Below are 24,016 nucleotides of genomic sequence, written 5' to 3' on the forward strand. Positions count from 1 at the left end.
CCCTCTTCTAACCCTTACGAATTGGCTCTATTTGCCAAATATCTTCAGAATATTTTCTTACAGTATCATCTGCTGAAAAATGACCAGCATGGGCAATATTATTTAAGCTCATTTTGCCCCATTTTTTAGTATCTTTATAACTGGCATCAATCCAAGCCTGTGCATCACAGTAAGACATAAAGTCTCTTAACACAAAGAATTCATCATTATAAGTAATTAGAGAATCAAAAATTTCTTGTCCTTCCATACAACAATTCGGAATTGTGCCATCTACAAATGCATTAACAACTCGATTAATGACTGGATTATTATGATAGATATCTGCTGAATTATAATTTTGTTCATTGTAATAACGGTATACTTCAGATTCTGTCAACCCAAAAATTGCGATATTCTCTTCACCGACAGCATCTCTAATCTCTATATTAGCTCCGTCAAGAGTCGCTAAAGTAATGGCACCATTCAACATAAACTTCATGTTTGATGTCCCAGATGCTTCTTTAGATGCTAAAGAGATCTGTTCGCTCACATCAGCTGCTGGAATGATTAACTCAGCTAAACTCACATTATAATTTTCTAAAAAGACAACTTTAATTTTATCTTGAATATCAAGATCGTTATTGATTAAATTTGCTGTCTCATTGATTAATTTGATTACTGACTTAGCAAAATGATAACTGGGTGCAGCTTTAGCTCCAAACATAAAGACTCTAGGTGTGATATCTAATTCAGGATTTTCTTTTAAGTCTAAATATAATTTTATAATATGCATCAAATTCATTAACTGACGTTTGTATGCGTGCAGTCGTTTGATTTGAATATCAAAAATAGCATTAGGTGAAACTGTTACATCATTATGTTCTTTAATATAAGCAGCTAATTTCTTTTTATTTTCAAATTTTGTTTGTTCTAAATCTGAAAGTAATTTATTATTGTCCTGATGATTTAATAATAAACGTAAATTAGTTGTATCCTTACGCCATGATTTACCAATATATTCATCTAACGTTTTTGATAGCATTGGATTGCTTAATTGAGACCAACGTCTTTGAGCAATACCGTTTGTTTTGTTATTAAAACGCTCTGGATAAATGGCATAAAAATCTTTTAGCACAACTGATTTCAAAAGATCTGAATGTAATTTTGCAACTCCGTTTACTGAATGAGAACCGATAATAGCCAAATGAGCCATATGAATTTGATCATGACGAATGATACGCGTTCGCTTAATTAAGTCATCATCAAAAACACCTTGCCATTCTTCTACATAACGACGGTCAATTTCTTCAATAATTTGGAAGATACGAGGACAAACTTCTTTCATTAATGAACTTTGCCATTTTTCTAAAGCCTCAGACATAATCGTATGATTGGTATAACTCATCACTTTTGATGTCACATCCCATGCTTTTTCCCAAGACATGTTTTCTTCATCCACTAATAAACGCATCAACTCAGCCACACACATAGCTGGATGAGTATCATTGATATGAATGGCGATATATTTATTCATATCAATCATTGGTAATTTTAACGTCTTATAATAGTTAAAAATACTTTGCATCCCTGCTGATACGAAGAAATATTCTTGTGATAACCTAAAGCGGCGTCCTTGTTCATTAGAATCATCTGGATACAGAACAGATGTTAAATTCTCTAATTCTTGTCTACCTTCAAAATTTTGAAACTTCGCTTTGTCTTCTTGAGTAACCTCAGCACTCCACAAACGCATTGTATTGACTGTGTCATTTTCAAAGCCAGTCATTCCTGTATCATAAGGAATCGCTTTAATTGAATAGCCACCACGATATATCGGTTTTAATTGGCCATTAGCTTCTTCAATTAAGTCCACTTTACCACCAAAATGGACATTCACCGCTTTACTTTCACGACGTACTTCCCAAATATTTCCACGGTTAAGCCACTCATCCGGTAATTCAACTTGATAGCCGTCAACAAAACGTTGCTTAAACAAGCCATATTCATAACGAATACCATTACCATTACCTGGCATCCCAATCGAAGCAAGTGAGTCCATAAAACATGATGCTAATCGTCCCAAACCACCATTTCCTAATGCCATATCTGGTTCTTCTTGCACTAAATCTTCTAAATCAATTCCTAAATCACTCAGTCCTTCTTCTACTACATCAAGAATTCCTAAGTTAAGTAAATTACTTTTCAGCATTCTTCCTGGTAAAAATTCAATTGAAAAATAAAAAACTTGTTTTTGTTTTTCGGATAAATAGCCCTGTCTCGTATTTTTCCAATTCCCACTATAATGAGAGGTAACTAATTTACCGAGTGTCTCATATAACTCTTTACTTGATGCATCTGAGACTGAAAGTGCAAAGCGCTCTTGCAGCCTCTCCTTAAATTCGATTTTAAATTCTTTCTTGGTGAATGTCATTATATTTTTTATCTACCTTTCAATACACGAACAAAATAATTAACTATGTAATTCATTGTAAAGTGCTATATATTGTTGTGACGATTGTTTCCAACTAAAATCTTTAGTCATTGCTTGTTTCATTAGATTGTTAAACATTTCTCGGTCATCATAGTATAAGAATACCGCTTTTTTAATAACATCCATCAAATAATAGGGTTGGAAATTATCAAATCCAAAACCAGTTCCTTCACCTGTAATTGGATTCATAGATTGAACACTGTCTCTTAATCCTCCGATTTCATGAACGATTGGTAGAGTACCATATCTCATGGCCATCATTTGTGAAAGCCCACACGGTTCAGTGGCAGATGGCATCAGGAATAAATCTGATCCTGCGTAAATTTGCTGAGCCAAAGTTTCATCAAAAGAAATATTAATACTTGTTTTTTCAGGATATTTATAGCCAAAGTACTCAAATTGTTGTTCAAACATTGGGTCACCTGTGCCAAGTAAAACAACTTGTACGTCAAATTGTAATAAATTCTCCATCTCTTGTAATAAAATATGGAAGCCTTTTTGATAAGTTAGTCGACTTACCATACCGATCATTGGAACATCTTCTCTAACTGGTAAACCTAGACGCTCTTGCAAGTCTTTTTTATTTAGTTGTTTAATACCTAAACTATCTACATTGTAATGGTGATTTAAACGCTCATCTGTTTCTGGATTAAAGACATCATAATCAATTCCATTTAAAATACCACTCAAATGATGAGATTCCATTCTTAAAATAGGATCTAAACCAAAACCGAATTCTGTCGTTTGGATTTCTCTGGCATAACTTGGACTAACTGTTGTAATCTTATTAGCGTACAAGATACCCGCCTTCATAAAATTCAATGCCCCATTAAATTGTAAGGTACCATCGTCAAAACGATCGGTTCCGATACCAAATAATTCAGGTAAAAGATCAGGTCCATATTGCCCTTGAAATTCGAGATTATGAATCGTTAGAACTGTTTTTATATGCTGATAAGCAGAAATCCAGTTATATTTTTCTTTTAACAAAAAAGGAATCATCGCTGTATGATGATCATTGAGATGCATTACATCAGGAACAAAATCAATTTTCTCTAGCATTTCAATAATAGCCTGTTGGAAAAAGGCGAATTTTTCGCCATCATCATAATCTCCATAAATATTAGGGCGATCAAAATAATATAAATTATCAATAAAGTAATAATCGATACCTTCATGATTTAAATATTTAATCCCACAATACTGTTTTCTCCAGCCTACATTGACTGTAAAATTTACAATATCTTGACACTGATCTTTTAGTTCTTGAGAAATTTTTGAAAAGAAGGGTAAAACCACTCTTACATCTATACCATTTCTTTTTAACTCTTTAGGTAAAGCGCCTGCTACATCGCCCAATCCACCAGTTTTAAAAAACGGATTACACTCCGCTGTGCAAAATAAGACTTTCATCTACTTGTTCCTCCATTTGAATAACATCTTCAACAATATGAGCATTTTTTTTGATAACAATTGGTTTTTCTGATGTACCAATCACTTGTACACCCTCATCTATCACTACATTCTTATCTAAAATAGCGTATCGCACAATAGCATTCTTTTTGATCGTTGACTTCGCCATGATAATCGAGTTATTAACTTCTGCCTCTTCATTTATTATTGTTCCAGAAGATATTAGCGAGCGTGACACATTACCATATATTAAACATCCTGCAGCAATTTGACTGTTACTTACACTACTTGATTTTGAGTAGTAGGTTGGTACTTCATTAATATTTTTCATATAGATTTTTTTACTGGAATGTAACAATGATAAAAATTTAGTGGATTCAAGCATTTCCATATTGGCATCATAGTATGATTTAATATCAAAAATATTACTTAAGTAGCCTGTATATTCAAATGCCCACGTTGTTTTTGATTTCATTGCATCTTTTAAAACATCTTCTATCGTCACAATATCTTCATTTGTTCGCCATTTTTTTAATTCTTGAATTAGCCAATCTGATTTAACGATGCAAATATTCATAAACAGATTATCTAACTCAGTTTCCATATTTTTTGCAGTTGAGATACCTTCCACTTTGCCATTTTTAGAAATATCTAAGATAATATCTCCTGCAGCAATCTGATTTTTAGGCATTTTTTTATAAACAACTGTAATGTCCTCACGATGCATTTTATGGACATTTTTTACTTGACTCAAATCAAGATTGCATAACATTTTATTCCCCATAAAAACAGTGAATTCTGAATCTGATTTTTCGATATATTCAATAACCGAATCATAATAATGATCATCCTCAGGCTCACGCTCTTGTAGTCCTTCAAAGAAATGCATGAAATAGCGATTTGGTAAACTACTTAAATTCCATTCCTTACCACCACTAATATGATCAATTACGGATTGTGTCATTCCTTGATTAAAAATCATATAAATCGAATGAATGTCCGCATCGATAACATTTGATAAATTAAAATCAATCATTCGGTAAATACTATCAAACGGCAATAAAGAAACGGGTCTTCTGGTAGTTAATGGTAGTAAATCATCTATTTTTTTTATATCTGCTAAAATTGCACATGTCTTATTAGTCTTCATCGCTACACACTCCTATTATTTCAGCATTTCCTACAACAGCTACTTCTTCTTTTCCTTCAATAACTGCATTGTCACCTACAACAGCATTCTCGCCTACAATGGCTTTATAAACGACCGCATTCTTTCCAATTCTAGCACCTGACATAATCACACTGTCGGATACTTTTGCTCCTTCTTGAATTTGAGCATCTGTTGAGATGATACTATGATTCACATTTCCTGACACATAACAGCCACTAGAAATTAAAGATTCATTGACACTTGCTTTTTCAGTTAAAAATTGTGGTGGAGACACGCGATGTCTTGTGGTAATTCGCCAATTACGATCACGTATGTTCAGTTCATTATTAGGATCAATAAACTCCATATTAGCTTCCCATAAAGATTCTACTGTCCCTACATCCTTCCAATAACCTTTAAAAGCATAAGCATAAACTCGTTCTCCACTGTTTATATATGAAGGAATAACATGTTTACCAAAATCTAACATCTCACCATCTTTTTGATGAGTTGTTAGGAAGAATTCTTTTAAATAAGCCCAATTAAAGATATAAATTCCCATTGAAGCTAAATTATTTTTAGGTTCCTCTGGTTTTTCTTCAAATTCAATCACACGATTATTTTTATCTGTATTCATTATCCCGAATCGTGAAGCTTCTTTATAAGGTACTTCAATAACTGATACCGTAAGAGAGGCATTTTTTTCTTTATGAGCTTCTAACATTTTTTCATAATCCATCGTGTAGATATGATCTCCTGATAGAACTAATACATACTCAGGATCCATGCGGTCAATATAATCCATATTTTGGAAAATGGCATGCGCCGTTCCTTCAAACCATTTACTACCATCGTTGGCAGAGAATGGTTGTAATATTGTTAAATCTGAATTAATTCCGTCTAGTCCCCAACTATCCCCGTTACCTAGATGTGAATTTAAAACAAGTGGCTCATATTGTGTAACAACTCCAACATTTGAAATATTTGAATTAATACAATTACTCAAAGTGAAATCGATAATTCGATATCTTCCCCCAAAAGGCACTGCTGGTTTAGCATTATTTTGAGTTAATTTTCCAAGTCTAGAGCCTTTACCACCTGCTAAAATCATTGCTAACATTTCTTTTTTCATACTAATCTGATGAAGTCAAACCTTCATCAGCCTCCTCTCGATCAGTTATTTTTTTCGAGTCATTTTAATCTCAGTTGGCTTTAAAATAATAACACCTAATGCGGGGACAATTGTTTTTATGATATGTTCAGACTCTCCACCATTGTTAAAAGTTTCACAATCAATATTGTGACTTTCCCATGTCCCGCCATATTCCTTCATTTCCGTATTCCAGATTTCTGTATATGTTCCTTCAAAAGGAACGCTAATTTGAAAATCAGTTCGCTCAATTGGTGTCATATTTAGAACAACAACCAAGAAATCTTTTTTCTTTTTGCCTTGCCTAATAAAAGATAAAACCGTTTCATCCCTGTTATCAGCGTCAATAATTTCAATTGTTTGAGAACTGTCTTCTAATTCCCATAAAGATGACGATTCTTTGTAAAGTTGATTCAATTCAGAAGTGAAAAATTGCATTTTTTGATTCATTTCATCTTCTAAATCTGCCCATTCTAAGGATTCATTAAACTTCCATTCAAGAAATTGTCCAAATTCACTTCCCATGAATAATAATTTTTTCCCTGGATGTGTCATTAAATAAGTATATAAATTTCTCAGTTGAGCAAATTGTTTGTATCGGTCTCCCCACATTTTATGCATTAAGCTTTTCTTCCCGTGAACGACTTCATCATGAGATAAAGGTAAGATAAAGCGTTCGTCCAGCATGTACATAAAAGAGAAAGTCATTAAATTAAAATTATCTTTTCTAAAATACGGGTCCATCTCATAGAATCGTAAAATATCATTCATCCAACCCATATTCCATTTATAATCAAAACCTAGAGAATCTTCGATACTTCCTGTGATTTTTGTTTCAGATGAGCTTTCTTCAGCAATCATCAAAACTTCAGGATGCTTATGTTTCATGACAGCATTTAATTTTTTTAAAAAATGACATCCCTCTAAATTACTAGTACCACCTTCATGGTTAAGCGTAGATGGTCCATCATCGTAATTTCGATAAATCATGCTAGAAACTGCGTCAACTCGGATACCATCAATATGGAAATGCTCTACCCAATAAAGAATACTAGAGATTAAAAAGCTTTGGACTTCTGGTTTTCCTAAATCAAAATTAATTGATCCCCAACGAACATTCTTAGCTCGATCTTCTTCTGTGTATTCAAATTGCGGTGTTCCATCATAATAAGCAAGTGCGTCATCATTCACACAAAAGTGTCCTGGAACCCAGTCAACAATCACTCCAATGTTGTTTAGGTGACATTCTTCTACAAAATCTTGTAGGTCTTCTGGCGTTCCATAATAAGAACATAAAGCAAAATAACCTGTTAACTGGTATCCCCACGACTGATCTAAAGGATGCTCCATTAACGGCATAAATTCAACATGAGTATAATTCATCTTTATAAGGTAAGGAATTAAATCATCTTTCAGTTCTTTAAATCCGTATGGCTCTCCATTAGAATGGTGTTTAAATGAACTTGCATGTACTTCGTATATGTTTAGCGGTCTCTTATCATGTTTAATGCGTTTATTTCTGCCTCTCCAAAGTCCATCTTTCCATTTTTTTTCTGTCTCAGTATAAACGACAGCTGCAGTACCTGGTCTTTGTTCAAATTTTTTGGCAAAAGGGTCAATCTTCATGATTTTACGACCATTAAGTTGTGTAATGTGATATTTATACAAATCCATTTGTTGAGGTGTGTTTGTAGTAATTTCCCAAATACCTGTCTCTTCATCCTTAGACATTAATTCTGTATCTTGCCAATTATTGAAATCTCCTACCAGAAAAACTTCTAATGCCTGAGGTGCCCAGACTCGAAAAATATAATACACTGTGTCATCTTTAACCATTTGATGAACACCTAATACGTCTTGGCTTTTGAAATTTTCACCCGTTAAAAATGATTTCTTTTGACCTTGAGAAATTTCATGAAAAATTGGTAATTCAGTTACTTTCATAAATTAAATCATCACCCTTTCCAATACATTGATACAAACAAATAAAAAGAGTTAATTTATATTGTTTATAGTTATATAATACCACAAAAAAACAACGACAGTTCTTTATTATTAAAATTTTATTCATTTAATATAGCGTTTACACTTTTAAGAGTTATTATTCAAAATGTAAATGTTTTTATAATCTAAAATTTGTGAAATGAACATATTTATTGAAGTGATATTTTTTAAGACTACTCTTTTTTTGAACTTAATAAAAACAAAAACAAGATAACATTTTTACACGCTACCTTGTTTCAAATTATGTTATTTAATATCTTATTAAATTTTAATCATACTAAAAAACAAAGAAATATTAAGTTATCTCCTTGTTAATTAAATATTCTATTTATTCCACTCTGCTGGATTTTCTTTCCACTTCTTAAGTAAAACAGCGTCTGCTTCTGTAATATAGTCTTTTTCTGTAGCAACCTCGATTAATTCACTGTAGTTCGTTAAGGTCACAAACGATGTTTTAGCAGTTTCAAAATTTTTGATACCTTTTGGTAATTCATAAGTGAAGATGGCTGCAACACCTAAAACCTTAGCTCCTTCATTTTCAGCAGCAACACACGCTTCAAGTACGCTTCCTCCCGTTGAGATTAAATCTTCAACAACGACCATTTTTTGACTTTCAGAGATTTGCCCCTCAATCTGGTTCTTTTTACCATGATCTTTAGCTTTACCACGGATATAAACCATTGGTAAATCTAAAATCTCTGCAACCCATGCTGCGTGAGGGATACCAGCTGTCGCTGTTCCTGCAATAACTTCAACCTCTGGATATGTTTCTTTGATTTTTTTGGCTAACCCTTGTGCCACGTCACGGCGAACTTTTGGAAAACTCATGGTTAAACGGTTATCACAGTAAATCGGGCTTTTCAAACCACTTGCCCATGTAAAAGGATCATTTGGACTAAGTGCCACTGCTTTAATTTCTAATAATTGTTCTGCGATTTGTTTCATTATTTTTCACCGTTCCATTCATTTTTAATCTGTACATAACTCTCATAAGGTGTTTCCGATTGAGTAATCGGTCTTCCCACTACGATGTAACTTGAACCAATTGCTTTAGCTTGACTAGGAGTCATGACACGTTTTTGATCCCCTTTTTCGCTGTTGCTTGGTCTAATTCCTGGAGTTAAGCAAATGAAGTTCTCACTTGTTTTATCTCTAATAGTACTTACTTCTAAGGCTGAACAAACAACCCCGTCAAGACCTGATAATTCTGTCATTTTAGCGTAATGTGCAACACTTTCTTCTAAACTCACTTTAATTAATTGATCTGACTGCATCTGTTCTTCACTCGTTGAAGTTAGTTGTGTCACAGCGATTAATTTAGGTACGTCTCTACCTGTTTGTGCACCTTCTTTAAGTCCTTCTAAAGCAGCTATCATCATTTCACGACCACCTGCCGCATGAACGTTAGTAATCGCTACACCTAATGAAGCGATATTTTTCATCGCTGATTTTACAGTATTTGGAATATCATGTAGTTTTAAATCTAAGAACACATCATGTCCACATGTCGTTAATTCTCTAACAACGCTTGGACCTTCTCTATAAAATAATTCCATGCCGATTTTGACAAATAATTTTTCATCATTCGGAAATAAAGTTAAAAATTGGTCAACTTCTACTTTACTTGGAAAATCTAAGGCAATAATTGGTCGTTTCATTGACGTGACTCCTTCACTTCTTTTATTAACGCTTCAATACTTTCAATTCCTAATTCATCTAATCGCTTAGGTAATTCTTCGATTAGTTTCGGGCAAATATACGGATCTGTAAAATTCATTGTTCCTACAGCTACCGCACTGGCACCTGCTAGAAACATCTCAATCACATCATCCACACAGCTCACGCCACCCATACCAATAACCGGTATATCAACAGCTTGTGTGACTTCATTGATCATCCGAATGGCAACTGGTTTAATTCCAGGACCTGATAAACCACCTGTTCCATTAGCTAAAACAGGTTTTCTTGTGTTTAAATCGATTCGCATTCCAAGTAACGTATTGATCATCGTAATACCATCTGCTCCAGCTTCTTCCACAGCTTTTGCGATGGGAACAATACTTGTTACATTGGGAGAAAGTTTAATGTAGACCGGCACTTTAGCCACTTTTTTGACTGCGCGAGTTAAACTAGCAGCAACCTCAGCGCTTGTTCCAAAAGCAATCCCACCTTCTTTAACATTTGGACAAGAAATATTAAGCTCGATCGCCTTTACATTAGGAGCGTCCCCAATTTTTGCACAAACAGCAACGTATTCATCTTCCGAAGAACCGGCAACATTTGCGATAATCGGTAAATCATACTTCTCAAGAGAAGGTAGTTGATTCGCCATAATGGTTTCTAGTCCCGGATTTTGAAGGCCGATTGCATTTAACATGCCACTTGGTGTCTCTGCTACTCGAGGGGATGGATTGCCGTAACGCTTTTCTAAGGTCGTAGCCTTAACCATAATCGAACCTAGAACACTTAAATCATAATATTTACTGTATTCATCCCCAAAGCCAAAACAACCACTAGCTGGCATAATTGGATTCTTCAAATCTAAACCTGGTAATTTCACACTTAATCGACTCATATAATCACTTCTCCTGACTTAAAGACTGGTCCTTCATCACAGACTTTTTTATTCACTGTGAGGTCTTCCTTCGATTGACACACACAGGCATAACAAGCGCCTACACCACAGGCCATTCTTTCTTCCATTGATAGATACACATGTGGATGATCAGTGAACGCTCCTTCAACGGCTCTAAGTAATCCAGTCGGACCACAAGCAAAAACACCTGCTGGATTAGGATAAACTTTTAATGCTTTTTCAATTAAATGCCCCGTATGACCTTTATAGCCATAAGAACCATCATCTGTTGCAATCATTAGCATGCCTAATTCAGAAAATTCTTTTTCATAAAAAATGGCATCTTTTGTGCCAAATCCTTGGAGAAAGACTAGTTTAGCTTTTTTATCTTTCAATCCTTTTCCTAATTCGTAAAGAGGTGGGACACCAATTCCTCCACCTACAACAAAAATCACATCATCTTCTTTTACAAACTCTGTGGTAAAGCCGTTTCCTAAAGGTCCTAAGACATCGATTTCTTGTCCTTTAGTTAATTCACTAATCGCTCTAGTTCCACAGCCATCTACTCGGTAAATTACTTTACACGTCGATTCTTCATGGTTCACTTCAGCTAAACTAATAGGTCTTCTTAATAATAAATCAGAACGAGGGACACGAATATGGAGGAACTGACCAGATGTTTCCATCTGGTCTACCATTTCTCCTTTCAATGTTAACTCAAATATTCTTGGTGCCAGCTCAATCTGGCTCTCAATAAGCATCATTTCTTGTTTCATAATCCCTCTCCTTTATTTATTCTTTTATAATGCGATGGCTGAAAAGTTACGATCTTCTAAAACTTTTAAAATCGCATCAGCTGTATCTAATGAGGTCATTAACGGCACACCGTTTTCAACTGAAACTCGTCTTATTTTAAATCCATCTGATTTTGGCTGTGATTCATTTCCAGTGGTATTAATTACCAGTTGCGTTTGTCCTAGACGAATCATATCCAAGACATTTACTTGACTATTTTGGTCTAATTTAGAGACAACTTTTACTTCTAAACCGTGACTTCTGAAAAATTCTCCAGTTCCTTCTGTCGCAACAAGTCCATAGCCAATTTCACTAAATCGCTTGGCTAATTGAAGTGCTTCTTCTTTTGACTCATCAGCGATAGTAAATAAAACTGATCCGTAATTCGGTAAATGCATGCCACTTGCTTCAAAAGCTTTATAAAGAGCTTTTTCCAGTGTTTTATCTGTTCCCATCACTTCACCTGTTGATTTCATCTCAGGTCCAAGTTGAGTATCTACTTCTTGAAGCTTCGCAAATGAAAAGACTGGCGCTTTAACATGAACTAAGTCAGATATTTTATACAAACCATCTTCATAGCCTAGTTCTGTTAGATCTTGCCCTAAAATACATTTAGTTGCGACTTGCGCCATTGGTATACCAGTAACTTTACTTAAAAACGGTACCGTTCGGCTAGCTCGTGGGTTAACCTCAATCACATAAACTTCTGAATCTTGGGCGATAAATTGAACGTTCATCATACCTTTACAATTTAATCCTAACGCAAGTTTTTTTGTATAATCTACAATTTTTCCAATCACTTCTTCCGATAAATTTTGTGGTGGATAAACTGCCATCGAATCTCCTGAATGGACTCCTGCGCGCTCAATATGTTCCATGATACCTGGTAGTAAGACATTCTCACCGTCGCAGATAGCATCTACTTCACACTCTGTCCCCACTAAATAACGATCAATTAAAACCGGGTGTTCTGGCGAGGCTTTCACCGCTTCTTTCATGTATCTCTTTAAGTCGCTGGTACTCCAGACAATTTCCATGGCACGTCCACCTAGAACGTAACTCGGCCTAACTAAAACAGGATATTTAATTCTTTCAGCGATAACGATGGCATCCTCAGTATTAGTCGCTGTTGCCCCTTCTGGTTGCGGAATCCCTAATTCTTTTAATGCTTGTTCGAATTTATCTCTATTTTCAGCACGGTCCAAGTCTTCGATCGTTGTTCCAATAATCTTAACTCCGTGTTCTGTTAACCCTTCTGCTAAGTTGATTGCTGTTTGTCCACCAAATTGGACGATGACGCCTTTTGGTTGTTCTAATTCAATGACGTGCATCACATCTTCTAGGGTTAAAGGTTCGAAGTATAACTTGTCTGAGATGGAAAAATCTGTTGAAACTGTTTCTGGGTTACTATTCATAATAATCGCTTCATACCCGGCATTTTGAATCGCTCTTACTGAATGAACAGTGGCGTAATCAAATTCCACACCTTGCCCAATTCTAATTGGTCCTGAGCCTAAAACGATAATCGATTCTTTTTCTGATTTGATACTTTCATTCTCTATTTCATATGTTCCATAAAAATAAGGTGTTTTAGACGCAAATTCTGCGGCACACGTGTCTACCATTTTGTAAACTGGGAAAATATTTTTTTCTTTTCTTAGGTCATAGACTTCTTTAATTGACATCTCCCACTTATCCGCAATGTAAACATCTGAAAAACCAAGTTGCTTCGCTTCTTTCAATACTTCGATATTTTGTTTGTTTTCTTTGATTTGAGTTTCTACTTCAACAATGTGGAGTAATTTATCTAAGAAAAAAACATCTATTTTAGTAAAGTCAGCAACTTCATAAATTGTAAAGCCTCGTCTAATAGCTTCTGAAACATAGAACAAGCGATCATCTTGAGCGTGAATCATGCCATAGGTAATCTCATCATCTGACAAAGGGGTTAATTCTTCTAGTTCAATGTGATAGGCTCCAATTTCTAAAGAGCGAACTGCTTTAAGTAGCGACTCTTCAATCGTACGGCCTAATGACATCACTTCTCCAGTTGCTTTCATCTGAGTACTCAGCTTACGGTTACCTTTTTCAAACTTGTCAAAGGCCCACCTCGGAATTTTGGTTACTACATAATCTAGTGCTGGTTCAAACATTGCATAGGTTGTTTCAGTGACTGGATTTTTCACTTCATCTAGTGTTAAACCAACCGCAATTTTTGCAGCAAGTTTTGCTATTGGAATGCCTGTTGCCTTACTTGCTAATGCTGAAGACCGACTTACTCGAGGGTTGACCTCAATCACGTAATATTTGTAGCTGTGTGGGTCTAGGGCAAGCTGCACATTACAGCCACCTTCAATTTTTAACGCTTTGATTATTTTTAATGACGCATCTCTTAAAAATTGAATTTCCACGTCTGATAGAGTTTGACATGGGGCAAAGACAATCGAATCCCCCGTATGAATCCCAACTGGATCAAAGTTTTCCATGTGACAGACCACAATGGCGTTATCATTGGAATCTCGCATCACTTCATATTCAATTTCTTTGTAACCTGCGATACTCTTTTCGATTAAACATTGTGTCGCAGGTGAGAGATGTAAGCCGTTTTTAGTAATCTCAATTAACGATTCTTCATCGTCACACATCCCGCCACCTGTTCCGCCTAAAGTAAAAGCTGGTCGAACAATTAAAGGGTAACCAATTTCTTTTGCAAATTCTAACGCTTCTTCAACTGTTGTAACAATCGCACTCTCTGGAATTGGTTCGCCTAATTCTTCCATTAATTGTTTAAATAAATCACGATCCTCTGCTTGATCAATCGCGCTTAACTTCGTACCTAAAAGCTCAATATCTAGTTCATCAAGAATCCCACTTTCGGATAAAGTCATCGCCATGTTTAACCCTGTTTGTCCACCTAAAGTTGGTAAAATTGCATCAGGTCGTTCTTTTCTTAATATTTTTGCTACAAATTCCAACGTAATTGGTTCAATATAAACTTTATCCGCAATTTCTTTATCTGTCATAATGGTTGCTGGGTTAGAGTTAATCAGAATAACCTCGTATCCTTCTTCTCTCAGCGCTAAACAGGCTTGTGTACCTGCATAATCAAACTCGGCAGCTTGTCCGATGATGATTGGACCAGAACCAATCACTAATATTTTTTTAATATCATTTCTTTTCGGCATTTTTTATCCCCCAAGTTTCCATTAATTCTACAAATTCATCAAACAATGACACAGCATCATGTGGACCCGGTGCTGCATCTGGATGAAATTGAACTGAGAATGATGGGTATTTTTTATGTTTAATTCCTTCAACTGTGCCATCATTTATTTCAATATGCGTTAACATTAACTCTGTTGTATCCAAACTATCTCGAGACACCGCATAGCCGTGATTTTGAGAAGTAAAGTAAACTTGGTTCGACGCAATCTCTTTTACTGGATGATTACTTCCACGATGGCCATATTTCAATTTAAATGTGTCAGCACCATTTGAAAGACTAAGTAACTGGTGACCTAAGCAAATCCCAAAGATTGGTACTTTACCTTGAATTCCTAAAATCATACTAGATGTTTTTAAGACATCTTTAGGATCTCCTGGTCCATTTGATAACATAACACCATCAGGAGCTAACTCTAATATTTGTTCTGCTGTGTAATGGTAAGGGACAACGGTTACGCCACACTTTCTAGCCACTAATTCTCTTAAAATACTTTGTTTCATTCCATAGTCAACAACCACTACGTTTTTACCCACTCCCGGAATATGATAGGCTTTAGTTGTTGACACTTCATGGACTTGATTATTAGGTAAGACGGTTGCTTTTAATTGATCGTACTCATGATTAATATCGTTTACTACATCAATAATACTTCCTTTAATCGTGCCAGATTCTCTTAATTTTCTAGTTAACGCACGGGTATCAATACCTGAAATCCCCGGTATTTTTTTATTTTTAAGAAACTCATCTAAAGTCATTTTACTCCGCCAATTTGATGCTACTCTTGCATAATCTTTAACGATAACTCCGTTACATGATGGTTCCATTGATTCAAAGTCATCTCGATTAATTCCGTAATTTCCGATTGTTGGGTAAGTAAACATTATCATTTGTCCCTTAAAACTTGGATCAGTCAAAACTTCTTGGTACCCACTCATTCCAGTCGTAAAAACAACTTCTCCTGTTCCAATTCCTGGTGCACCAAAGCCGACACCTTCAAAATATGTTCCATCTTCTAATATCAACAATCGTTTCATTTTCTACTCTCCCCTATGCCAAACTATTTGACCATCTACTAGTGTATATAGTGTTTCTCCTGTGACTTTTTCACCAATAAAAGGTGTATTATTAGATTTTGAAACAAAGTTATCTTCTATGGTTAACTTTTTATTTAAGTCAAAAATCGCAATGTCCGCACAACTGCCTATATTTAACGTTCCTGTTTTTAAATTAAATATCTCAGAAGGTGTTTGGGTCATCCACTTCACTACTTGCGCTAAAGTGAATTTTCCCGTTTGAACAAAGTGTGTATACATTAACTGAAAAGCTGTCTCACTACCAATAATACCAAAGGGTGAATGAACCATACTTTGATTTTTTTCTTCATGACTATGAGGGGCATGATCTGTTGCGATACAATCAATCGTCCCATCTAGTAAACCATCGATTAAAGCTTGTTGATCTTCAGTCGCTCTAAGCGGTGGGTTCATTTTGAATCGGCCATTGTCTTCTGTAATATCTGTATCCTTCATAATTAAATGATGAGGACAAACCTCACAGGTTACATGAACACCATGTTTTTTTGCTTGCCTAATCACTTCAACACTTTCTTTTGTTGAAACGTGACACACATGGTAGTGAACACCTGTCTCTTTTGCAAGTAATACATCTCTTGCGATTTGAGAGGACTCTGTGGCGCTCATGATACCTGGTAAGCCTAGTTTTTCTGAAATCTGACCTTTGTGCATAACCCCACCGAACAAAAGCGATTCATCTTCTGTATGAGCGACAATTGCCATATCAATTTTTGCAGCTTCTTCCATGGCTTGATACATAATACCTGCTGTTTGAACCCCGACACCGTCATTTGTGAAGGCAAAGGCTTTTGCTTCTTTTAAGGCCTTAAAATCAACTAATTCTTCACTATTTAATTCTTTTGTAATTGGTGCATATTGGAGAATCTTAACGTGACTATCTTTTTCAATTCTTCGATTAACATCGTTTAATTTATCTTTCGTGTCTGGGACTGGGTTAAGGTTGGGCATAGCACACACTGTGGTAAATCCACCTTTAGCTGCAGATGCACTTCCTGTTTCAATGGTTTCTTTGTATTCAAATCCTGGTTCTCTAAAGTGGACATGAACATCGACTAAACCTGGTGTAATTAAGCCGCCTTCAGCATCTATCACTTGATCAAATTCCAAATCTTCTGTTTCAAGATTTCCAAGCGCCTTAATTTTAGTGCCTTCTATCCAAACATCGACTTGGTTCAATTCATTATCTTTTGTCACAATATAACCATTTTTAATTAATGTTTTCATGTTTTCCCTCCTATGCTTTTCCATGTAATATGGCTTCTAAAATCGCCATTCTCATAAAGACACCATTACTCATTTGTTGTGTAATTCGTGATTGGTATGATTCTACTAATTCATCTGCTAGCTCAACATCTCTATTAACTGGTGCCGGATGCATGATAATTGCTTTAGCTTTCATTTGTTGGGCACGTTCATTTGTTAAGCCGTAATCACGGTGATAATTCTCTTTTGAAAAAGCATGACCTTCTTCGTGACGTTCATGTTGTACTCTTAACATCATCATCACATCAACTTTTTTGATTGCTTCATCAATTGTGATAAACTCGCCGTATGCTTCGTATTGCTTGTTGTACCATTCATCTGGACCACAGAAGAAAAGATTAGCACCTAGTCTTTTTAACATTTTCATATTAGAGTTAGCAACTCTTGAATGGGTTAAATCCCCACAAATCGCAATTTCTAAATTCTCAAATTCACCAAATTCTTCATAAATAGTCAATAAATCAAGTAAACATTGTGTTGGATGATTACCACTCCCATCTCCTCCGTTTATGATTGAAGTAGTTATCGTTTTACTTTCTATTAATTCATTGTAATAATTCTCTTCACCGTGTCTAATGACACAGGCATGAACACCGATAGCTGACATCGTCAACACTGTATCATAAAGAGATTCTCCTTTTGAAACAGAGCTAGTTTTAGCATCAAATTCAATAACATCAATTCCTAATTTCTTTTCAGCTACTTCAAAACTCTTATGAGTTCTCGTGCTGTTTTCGAAAAATAAATTCGCTGTGAAAAATTGTTGTTCATTTAGCTGTGACCTATCACCTTGTTTAAACTGCTGAGCTCTTTGAATTAAGCCCATGACTTCCTGATCACTCAATGATTCCGCTGTTAAAAGATGTTTTAAACTAATTTTTTCCGATGTCACTATCATGTACGTTCCTCCTATTGATTAAGTTAAATTTTATTTATTCCGTTTCACTTTTAGCTTGTTGAGGTAGTACCACGTTCATTATGATTCCGAATAAAGTTGCCAAAGCCATACCTGAGACTGCTACTGTACCTGCTTGGAAAGTTAAGCCACCAATTCCGATAACTAAGATGACTGAAGCAATAAGCAAATTGCGTTTTTGGTTAAAATCAATGTTGTTATCAATTAGTATTTTCAACCCACTTGAAGCAATAACTCCGAACAAGATAAAGCTGATTCCGGCGATAACTGGCCCAGGGATACTTTGGATGATGGCTGTTAATTTTCCAACAAATCCTAAGATCATCGCTAATGTGGCTGCTCCTCCGATAACAAAGACACTGTGAACTCGTGTAATTGCTAACACGCCGATGTTTTCTCCGTAACTCGTTACAGGAGGTCCACCTACAAGACCTGCAACAATTTGCGCTAACCCATCACCCATTAGAGTTTTGTGTAAGCCTGGATTTTCATAGAAATTACGTTTGGTTAATTTATTAAGAACCATCAAGTGACCAACGTGCTCCGTCATGGTGACAAAAGCGATAGGTGCCATAGTGACAATCGCTGTTATATATAATTTAGGTGAGTAAGTAACAAATGGTACTTGGAAGTTTGGTACTGCAAACCAAGCCGCATCTTTAATCGGTTGAACATCAACGATTCCGAAAATTAAAGCAACGATATAGCCAGAAACAATTCCTAGTAAAATCGGTATTAGCCCTAAGAAACCTTTTAAATACATGTTAAAGATAATTGTTAAAACTAAAGTAATAAGTGCCACTGCAATGTATTTCACATTATAAAGTTGTTCTGGTGTTCCTAAATTTTCAAACATGGCTTGATTGGCGGCATTCGCTGCTAAGCCAAGTCCGATTACCATGACAACTGGTCCAACAACAATCGGTGGTAACAAGCGGTCAAGCCAAGCTGAACCCGCCTTTTTAACAATCATGGAAACAATCAAGTAAACCATTCCCGTTGTTAAAGCTCCTAGCGCAATGGCTGGGTAACCTGCATCTTTCATTAACATCTGCATGGCAGCAATAAAAGCAAAGCTACTTCCTAGATATGCTGGGATTTTTCCTTTTGTTACAAAAAGATAAACTAACGTTCCTAACCCTGAACTGAAAAGGGCAATTCCTGGATTAATGCCAACTAAGATGGGGACTAAGACCGTTGCCCCAAACATGGTGAAGAGATGCTGCAAACTAAGACCTAACCACTTTATTCCGCTTGGTTTATCATGTATATCTAAAACCACATCTGGATTTCTAAATTCTTTATTCATTCTTATCTTCTCCTTTTGTATAAAAAAAGCCTCGTATCTAAATTAGAAACGAGGCGTACGAAAACAGACATCGACAATAAAAGAATAGATTTATCCCTATATAGCTATCTGCTTCGCTTTTCCTAGTCTCTCTGGACTTGATTAAAAAGCTTATTTATTTTTTCTGATCAAAATTCGATCTGATCCTTCGACTTCTTCAACCGCAACAATAATTTGTTCTGATTTTGCTGTTGGAATATTTTTCCCTACATAATCAGCACGAATCGGAAGCTCTCTGTGTCCACGATCGACTAAGACAGCCAGTGAAATTTTATCTGGGCGACCAATGTCCATAATGGCATCAAGTGCTGCGCGGATGGTTCTTCCTGTAAAGATAACATCGTCTACCAAGATAACTTCTTTATTCTCGATAGCAAATGGAACATTTGAAGCGTTAATCGTGGGTTCTTCTTTTTTAGCTTCATGATTATCATCACGATACAATGTAATATCTAACTCACCAACAGGCACATCAATTCCTTCTAGTTGTTTTAATCGTTCGGCAATTCTTCTTGCTAAGTGGATTCCTCTTGTTTTAATTCCCACTAAAACAATATCGTCAATTCCTTTATGACGTTCTATGATTTCGTAAGTAATACGTGTTAAAGCTCTACTCATTGTCATTTTATCAACAATTTCATTTTCAAACACTTAGCTTCCTCCTAAAAAAATCCAATAAAAAAACTCTTATCCGTGAAAGAATAAGAGGGAATTTGTCTACTTAAATTAATTAACCCACTTCAAGGTACAACATACCCTAGTATTGGTTAACTTAATTCCTTCTTAGCCTCTCTGGACTACTCTTAAAGGACTTCTATTTATTTATTAAAATCATCTTACCTTAAAATTAATAACTAATCAATGTTTTTGCGCAATTCTTCCAAAGTTTCTACAAAAATTTCTGGTAATTCACTATCAAAAGTCATCATTTCATGGGTTGTTGGATGTTCAAAGCCTAACGTTCTAGCATGTAAGAACTGACCATTACCTTTTAATGTTTTTTTAGGTCCGTATAAAGGATCCCCTGCTATTTGGAAGCCAATATAATCCATATGAACACGAATTTGATGTGTTCTACCCGTTTCTAGTTGGCATTCAACTAAAGTAAATTTACCAAATCGTTCTAATACTTCAAAGTGAGTCACAGCTGGTTTTCCATCTTTAACGACAGCTTGTTTTTGACGATTTTCTTTACTACGACCGATTGGCGCATTGATTGATCCTTTTTCGTGAGGAATCACACCATGAACTAAGGCCACATATTTTCTTAACGCTTTTCTTTCTTTTAATTGTTCTGCTAAGAAGAGATGAGACTCATCATTTTTAGCGACCATCAGTAACCCAGAGGTATCTTTATCAATACGGTGAACAATCCCTGGTCTAATCACATCATTAATCGTTGACAACTTATCACTGTGATTCATTAACGCATTAACAAGCGTTCCATCAGGATGCCCCATTGAGGGATGAACAACCATTCCTTGGGGTTTGTTAATCACCATTACTTGGTCATCTTCAAAAACAATATCTAAAGGAATATCTTGAGCAATTGCTTCAATTACTTGAGGCTCTGGACGATCAATAATAATCTCGTCATTTTCTTTAACCTTATAGTTCGCTCTGGTAATTTCTTTATTTACTGTTACATGTTCACCTTTTAACCATGCTTGAATTTGTGATCTTGAAAATTGTTTGAAGGCTTCTGTTAAAACCTTATCCAATCTTCCTTTTTCATCTTTAATTGTGTACTTTAATAATTCCATTTATTCGCTCCTTAAATCTAAGTCCTACCTATTCTATCACAGTTTTGTGTGAAAAAGAAAAAAGAACCTAACATTTTGCTAGATTCTACTCTTTTGAATCAAAAACTCCAACGACACTACCATCTTTTTGTTTAGATGCAACTTTTAAAAATAGTTTTTCATCCGAGTACTTATCTACCTTATAACTACCATCTTCTTGTTTTAAAGTATCTAATTGATCAAATGATTCAAAATTTTCTAGGTACTTATATTTTTTGGCAATTTCTTGGGTTTCTTTATCTAATTTTTCAAATTCTTTTTGATTTATTTCATCTACCGTAATTTTTCCTGTGTCAACTGCGACTGCATCCGGCTTTTGAGTTCGCATGTATTCATTATAAACAAAGTAACCTCCACCAGCTAATATGACAACAAATACTAAAATTGAAAAAAATTTCTTCATTCTTACACCCTCTCGATTAATTTCGCTGCTTCCGTTCCCTCAACGATTTTTTTTACATCACTATATAATTCTTGAATTGGAATAAATCGAGCTTTTCTCATATATTCTTTTCCCTCAACAAACAATAAGATAACCGGTGCTGTCATAACAGAAAATTCACCTGAAACTTTAGGGATTTCTACTGCGTCTACTTCAATAAACACCACAGTTTTTCTAAATTCTTTAAGTTTACTTTCAACTTGAGGTTTTAGCCCATGACAAACACTACAATTTGGTTGGCTAAAATAAACAAATACTAATTCATTCGTTAAAATATTATTTTTTAATTCTTCAATAGTTTTAATTTTTTTTAAACACTTCATCACCCCTTGTATACAACAATTATATAAAACGAATGATGTTATGCCAAACTATATGTTTTATTATAGCACACCATGATATTTTTTGAAGTCTTGAATTAGGTTTTGATGCTCTAACCATTCAATTATAATACAAGAAACAATAAACATCAGCTCTTGTCGATCTAAAGAATTGCCTTGTATATTTTCGATTAATTCAGTGCGGATTTTTAAAAGAGAAGGAATTTGTTTTTCTGATGATAATCGCACCATATTGAAGCTGTATTGATCCTTGTTAATAGCTATATAGCCCATTTCAAATAAAGTTTCCATAAAGATATCATTTTTTTGAACCCATAATTCTTTTCCTTTTTCTAAGCGACGTAATTTTCTTTCACAGTAATTTAAAAAATATTCTTGGTTCACGTCACCGATCTTATTTCTAATTCTGACAAAAGAATCTAGCGACTCATTGTGACTCATTTTTAAATAATTAAAAAAATCAACAAAATTATTGGAATAATAAGGTACATATCTTCCCATTGAAATATATCTGGCTTTTTTTACTTGGACTTCCGTGTATCTAGTAGGCAATCTCAACCACTTTTTAGCTTGATCGCTTTGCTCGTAAACTGTTATTTTTGATGAATATTGATCCTTAAACAATTCATATAAAATAATCAAGAAACGCTCTTCAACAGGTAATAATTTCACTTCCTCATTAAATTGCGATATAAAAGAAATTTTTTCGTTATTTAAATAATTTATTGTCTGCTCATTAAGCATTTTTTGTTTTTCTTTTGAAACAAAGACTCCAGAAAACGAGTATTTTCCATGATACCTTTCTACAAAATCAGAATCAATTAAATTATCGATCAATCGATCAAAATCAGTTGTTTCAGATACATTTTTTTTAATATCTCGTAAAGTCACTTCTTGATTTTGTTGTTCTATTAAATAGGTAATCACTTGATTAAAGATAGGCTTTTCAGTTAGTTTTTGTTTTTCTGGATTGAATATATTATTACTTATTTTAACAATCATAACAAGGAACACCTTTCAAAAAAAGACCAAAACAAAAGTTATAAAATCTCTTGTTTTGATCTTTTACTTTTTTAGTTAAATGCGTTTGTTAATGGTGGAACGACTTGTTTTTTACGTGATACGACACCATTCAATACTGCTTGATTGTTTACCAATTTAACTCCAAAAGCAGATTCAACTTTGTCTTTAGGTTCTCCAACTACAAGAACGACTGAGTCACTTTCTAAGATGTTTGTAATAACTAAAACAAACATGTCAAAACTATTTAATTCATTTTGTTTGGCCATTTCAATTTCCAATTCTGATTGACGAGATAATACATCGTTCACATCAACAGTGTTAACTTGACCAATCCGTAAGTTTTTGCCACCCATTGGGAATGATTTAGCGTCAGCATCAATTAATTGCAATGCTGTTTTATCTGATAAGTTAGTTCCAGCTTTTAACATATCTAAGCCATAAACGTTCACATCAACGTCAGCAATCTCAGCTAATTCTTTAGCTGCTTTCACGTCTTCTTCTGTACATGTTGGTGATTTAAATAGCAATGAATCTGAAACGATTGCAGAAAGCATTAATCCAGCAATGTTTTTAGGAATCTCAATACCATGTTCTTTGTATAATTTTAAGATGATTGTGTTGGTACAACCAACTGGCTCGCCTCGGTAGTATAAAGGATTGGCTGTTTCAAAGTTTGCTATTCTGTGGTGATCCACAACAGCTAAAACGTCTAATTCTTTAATATCAGAAACACTTTGTTGTGCTTCATTGTGGTCGACTAACATGACACTATCCACTTCATTTTTAGCTGTTTCAATCACACGAGGCGCTTCAACATTAAAGTAGTTAAGTGCATATGATGTTTCTTCATTGGGTGTGCCTAATGCAACGGCTTCGGCTTCTAGCCCTAATTTATTTTGTAAGTAAGCATAAGAAATAGCAGATGTAATTGCATCTGTATCTGGGTTTTGATGTCCGAAAACTAATACTTTTGACATAATTTTAATTCCTCCAATATCGATATC

At 34.9% G+C, this 24,016-nt stretch carries 20 protein-coding genes; all 20 read right to left on the reverse strand.

The window, feature by feature from the left end:
* Positions 1-7 precede the first annotated feature (7 nt).
* Complete coding sequence (locus FM121_RS07000; RefSeq protein WP_086951458.1) at positions 8-2,410, reverse strand: glycogen/starch/alpha-glucan phosphorylase; 2,403 nt, start codon at positions 2,408-2,410, stop codon at positions 8-10.
* A gap of 39 nt (positions 2,411-2,449) precedes the next feature.
* On the reverse strand, positions 2,450-3,883 hold the full coding sequence (glgA, locus tag FM121_RS07005; protein WP_086951459.1) for a glycogen synthase GlgA: 1,434 nt from the start codon (positions 3,881-3,883) through the stop codon (positions 2,450-2,452).
* The gene (gene glgD, locus FM121_RS07010; protein WP_086951460.1) at positions 3,852-5,033 is read right to left on the reverse strand and encodes a glucose-1-phosphate adenylyltransferase subunit GlgD; all 1,182 of its coding nucleotides are present in this window, start codon (positions 5,031-5,033) and stop codon (positions 3,852-3,854) included. Before glgD ends, glgA begins: the two co-directional genes overlap by 32 nt.
* Complete coding sequence (locus FM121_RS07015; protein WP_086951461.1) at positions 5,023-6,165, reverse strand: glucose-1-phosphate adenylyltransferase; 1,143 nt, start codon at positions 6,163-6,165, stop codon at positions 5,023-5,025. The genes glgD and FM121_RS07015 overlap by 11 nt, the downstream gene beginning before the upstream one ends.
* Positions 6,166-6,210: 45 nt before the next feature.
* Positions 6,211-8,127: a 1,4-alpha-glucan branching protein GlgB gene (gene glgB / locus FM121_RS07020; protein WP_086951462.1), complete on the reverse strand. Its 1,917-nt coding sequence runs from the start codon at positions 8,125-8,127 to the stop codon at positions 6,211-6,213.
* 384 nt (positions 8,128-8,511) lie between these two features.
* Positions 8,512-9,132 (reverse strand): orotate phosphoribosyltransferase, encoded by a 621-nt coding sequence (pyrE, locus tag FM121_RS07025; protein ID WP_086951463.1) that lies wholly within the window; start codon positions 9,130-9,132, stop codon positions 8,512-8,514.
* A complete protein-coding gene (gene pyrF / locus FM121_RS07030; protein WP_086951464.1) occupies positions 9,132-9,845 on the reverse strand; it encodes an orotidine-5'-phosphate decarboxylase in 714 nt (237 codons plus the stop codon). The genes pyrE and pyrF overlap by 1 nt, the downstream gene beginning before the upstream one ends.
* Entirely contained in the window at positions 9,842-10,762 is a 921-nt protein-coding gene (locus FM121_RS07035; RefSeq protein ID WP_086951465.1) for a dihydroorotate dehydrogenase, read from the reverse strand. The genes pyrF and FM121_RS07035 overlap by 4 nt, the downstream gene beginning before the upstream one ends.
* Entirely contained in the window at positions 10,759-11,538 is a 780-nt protein-coding gene (locus FM121_RS07040) for a dihydroorotate dehydrogenase electron transfer subunit (RefSeq protein ID WP_086951466.1), read from the reverse strand. The genes FM121_RS07035 and FM121_RS07040 overlap by 4 nt, the downstream gene beginning before the upstream one ends.
* A 24-nt stretch (positions 11,539-11,562) precedes the next feature.
* Complete coding sequence (gene carB / locus FM121_RS07045) at positions 11,563-14,742, reverse strand: carbamoyl-phosphate synthase large subunit (RefSeq protein ID WP_086951467.1); 3,180 nt, start codon at positions 14,740-14,742, stop codon at positions 11,563-11,565.
* Positions 14,726-15,817 (reverse strand): carbamoyl phosphate synthase small subunit, encoded by a 1,092-nt coding sequence (locus FM121_RS07050; RefSeq protein ID WP_086951468.1) that lies wholly within the window; start codon positions 15,815-15,817, stop codon positions 14,726-14,728. The genes carB and FM121_RS07050 overlap by 17 nt, the downstream gene beginning before the upstream one ends.
* A gap of 3 nt (positions 15,818-15,820) precedes the next feature.
* Entirely contained in the window at positions 15,821-17,101 is a 1,281-nt protein-coding gene (locus tag FM121_RS07055; RefSeq protein WP_086951469.1) for a dihydroorotase, read from the reverse strand.
* Between the two features lie 10 nt (positions 17,102-17,111).
* Positions 17,112-18,038 carry an aspartate carbamoyltransferase catalytic subunit gene (locus tag FM121_RS07060; RefSeq protein ID WP_086951470.1) on the reverse strand — a complete coding sequence of 309 codons (927 nt, stop codon included), beginning with the start codon at positions 18,036-18,038 and terminating at the stop codon, positions 17,112-17,114.
* 34 nt (positions 18,039-18,072) lie between these two features.
* A complete protein-coding gene (locus FM121_RS07065; RefSeq protein WP_179203824.1) occupies positions 18,073-19,371 on the reverse strand; it encodes a solute carrier family 23 protein in 1,299 nt (432 codons plus the stop codon).
* 144 nt (positions 19,372-19,515) lie between these two features.
* The gene (pyrR, locus tag FM121_RS07070) at positions 19,516-20,055 is read right to left on the reverse strand and encodes a bifunctional pyr operon transcriptional regulator/uracil phosphoribosyltransferase PyrR (protein ID WP_086951472.1); all 540 of its coding nucleotides are present in this window, start codon (positions 20,053-20,055) and stop codon (positions 19,516-19,518) included.
* Between the two features lie 203 nt (positions 20,056-20,258).
* Positions 20,259-21,167, reverse strand: coding sequence for an RluA family pseudouridine synthase (locus FM121_RS07075; RefSeq protein WP_086951473.1), 909 nt, complete (start codon positions 21,165-21,167; stop codon positions 20,259-20,261).
* 85 nt (positions 21,168-21,252) lie between these two features.
* Positions 21,253-21,609 carry a hypothetical protein gene (locus tag FM121_RS07080; RefSeq protein WP_086951474.1) on the reverse strand — a complete coding sequence of 119 codons (357 nt, stop codon included), beginning with the start codon at positions 21,607-21,609 and terminating at the stop codon, positions 21,253-21,255.
* Between the two features lie 2 nt (positions 21,610-21,611).
* Positions 21,612-21,971, reverse strand: a complete 360-nt coding sequence (locus FM121_RS07085) for a thioredoxin family protein (protein WP_086951475.1) — start codon at positions 21,969-21,971, stop codon at positions 21,612-21,614.
* A gap of 60 nt (positions 21,972-22,031) precedes the next feature.
* Positions 22,032-22,991: a DUF1803 domain-containing protein gene (locus FM121_RS07090; RefSeq protein WP_086951476.1), complete on the reverse strand. Its 960-nt coding sequence runs from the start codon at positions 22,989-22,991 to the stop codon at positions 22,032-22,034.
* Between the two features lie 71 nt (positions 22,992-23,062).
* Positions 23,063-23,989 (reverse strand): manganese-dependent inorganic pyrophosphatase, encoded by a 927-nt coding sequence (locus tag FM121_RS07095; protein ID WP_086951477.1) that lies wholly within the window; start codon positions 23,987-23,989, stop codon positions 23,063-23,065.
* Positions 23,990-24,016: the final 27 nt, after the last annotated feature.

The sequence above is a fragment of the Vagococcus fluvialis bH819 genome (genome assembly GCF_900163795.1).
GTDB classification, from domain to species: Bacteria; Bacillota; Bacilli; order Lactobacillales; family Vagococcaceae; genus Vagococcus; species Vagococcus fluvialis_A.

What these genes read in the sequence shown, in the direction of transcription:
- FM121_RS07040 (WP_086951466.1), bottom strand. Translation starts at nt 11,538, where the DNA reads ATGAAACAAGAAATGATGCTTATTGAGAGCCAGATTGAGCTGGCACCA.
- FM121_RS07095 (WP_086951477.1), bottom strand. Translation starts at nt 23,989, where the DNA reads ATGTCAAAAGTATTAGTTTTCGGACATCAAAACCCAGATACAGATGCA.
- FM121_RS07035 (WP_086951465.1), bottom strand. Translation starts at nt 10,762, where the DNA reads ATGAGTCGATTAAGTGTGAAATTACCAGGTTTAGATTTGAAGAATCCA.
- glgA (WP_086951459.1), bottom strand. Translation starts at nt 3,883, where the DNA reads ATGAAAGTCTTATTTTGCACAGCGGAGTGTAATCCGTTTTTTAAAACT.
- FM121_RS07050 (WP_086951468.1), bottom strand. Translation starts at nt 15,817, where the DNA reads ATGAAACGATTGTTGATATTAGAAGATGGAACATATTTTGAAGGTGTC.
- FM121_RS07080 (WP_086951474.1), bottom strand. Translation starts at nt 21,609, where the DNA reads ATGAAGAAATTTTTTTCAATTTTAGTATTTGTTGTCATATTAGCTGGT.
- FM121_RS07075 (WP_086951473.1), bottom strand. Translation starts at nt 21,167, where the DNA reads ATGGAATTATTAAAGTACACAATTAAAGATGAAAAAGGAAGATTGGAT.
- FM121_RS07060 (WP_086951470.1), bottom strand. Translation starts at nt 18,038, where the DNA reads ATGATAGTGACATCGGAAAAAATTAGTTTAAAACATCTTTTAACAGCG.
- pyrF (WP_086951464.1), bottom strand. Translation starts at nt 9,845, where the DNA reads ATGAAACGACCAATTATTGCCTTAGATTTTCCAAGTAAAGTAGAAGTT.
- FM121_RS07015 (WP_086951461.1), bottom strand. Translation starts at nt 6,165, where the DNA reads ATGAAAAAAGAAATGTTAGCAATGATTTTAGCAGGTGGTAAAGGCTCT.
- glgB (WP_086951462.1), bottom strand. Translation starts at nt 8,127, where the DNA reads ATGAAAGTAACTGAATTACCAATTTTTCATGAAATTTCTCAAGGTCAA.
- FM121_RS07085 (WP_086951475.1), bottom strand. Translation starts at nt 21,971, where the DNA reads ATGAAGTGTTTAAAAAAAATTAAAACTATTGAAGAATTAAAAAATAAT.
- carB (WP_086951467.1), bottom strand. Translation starts at nt 14,742, where the DNA reads ATGCCGAAAAGAAATGATATTAAAAAAATATTAGTGATTGGTTCTGGT.
- glgD (WP_086951460.1), bottom strand. Translation starts at nt 5,033, where the DNA reads ATGAAGACTAATAAGACATGTGCAATTTTAGCAGATATAAAAAAAATA.
- FM121_RS07055 (WP_086951469.1), bottom strand. Translation starts at nt 17,101, where the DNA reads ATGAAAACATTAATTAAAAATGGTTATATTGTGACAAAAGATAATGAA.
- pyrE (WP_086951463.1), bottom strand. Translation starts at nt 9,132, where the DNA reads ATGAAACAAATCGCAGAACAATTATTAGAAATTAAAGCAGTGGCACTT.
- FM121_RS07000 (WP_086951458.1), bottom strand. Translation starts at nt 2,410, where the DNA reads ATGACATTCACCAAGAAAGAATTTAAAATCGAATTTAAGGAGAGGCTG.
- FM121_RS07090 (WP_086951476.1), bottom strand. Translation starts at nt 22,991, where the DNA reads ATGATTGTTAAAATAAGTAATAATATATTCAATCCAGAAAAACAAAAA.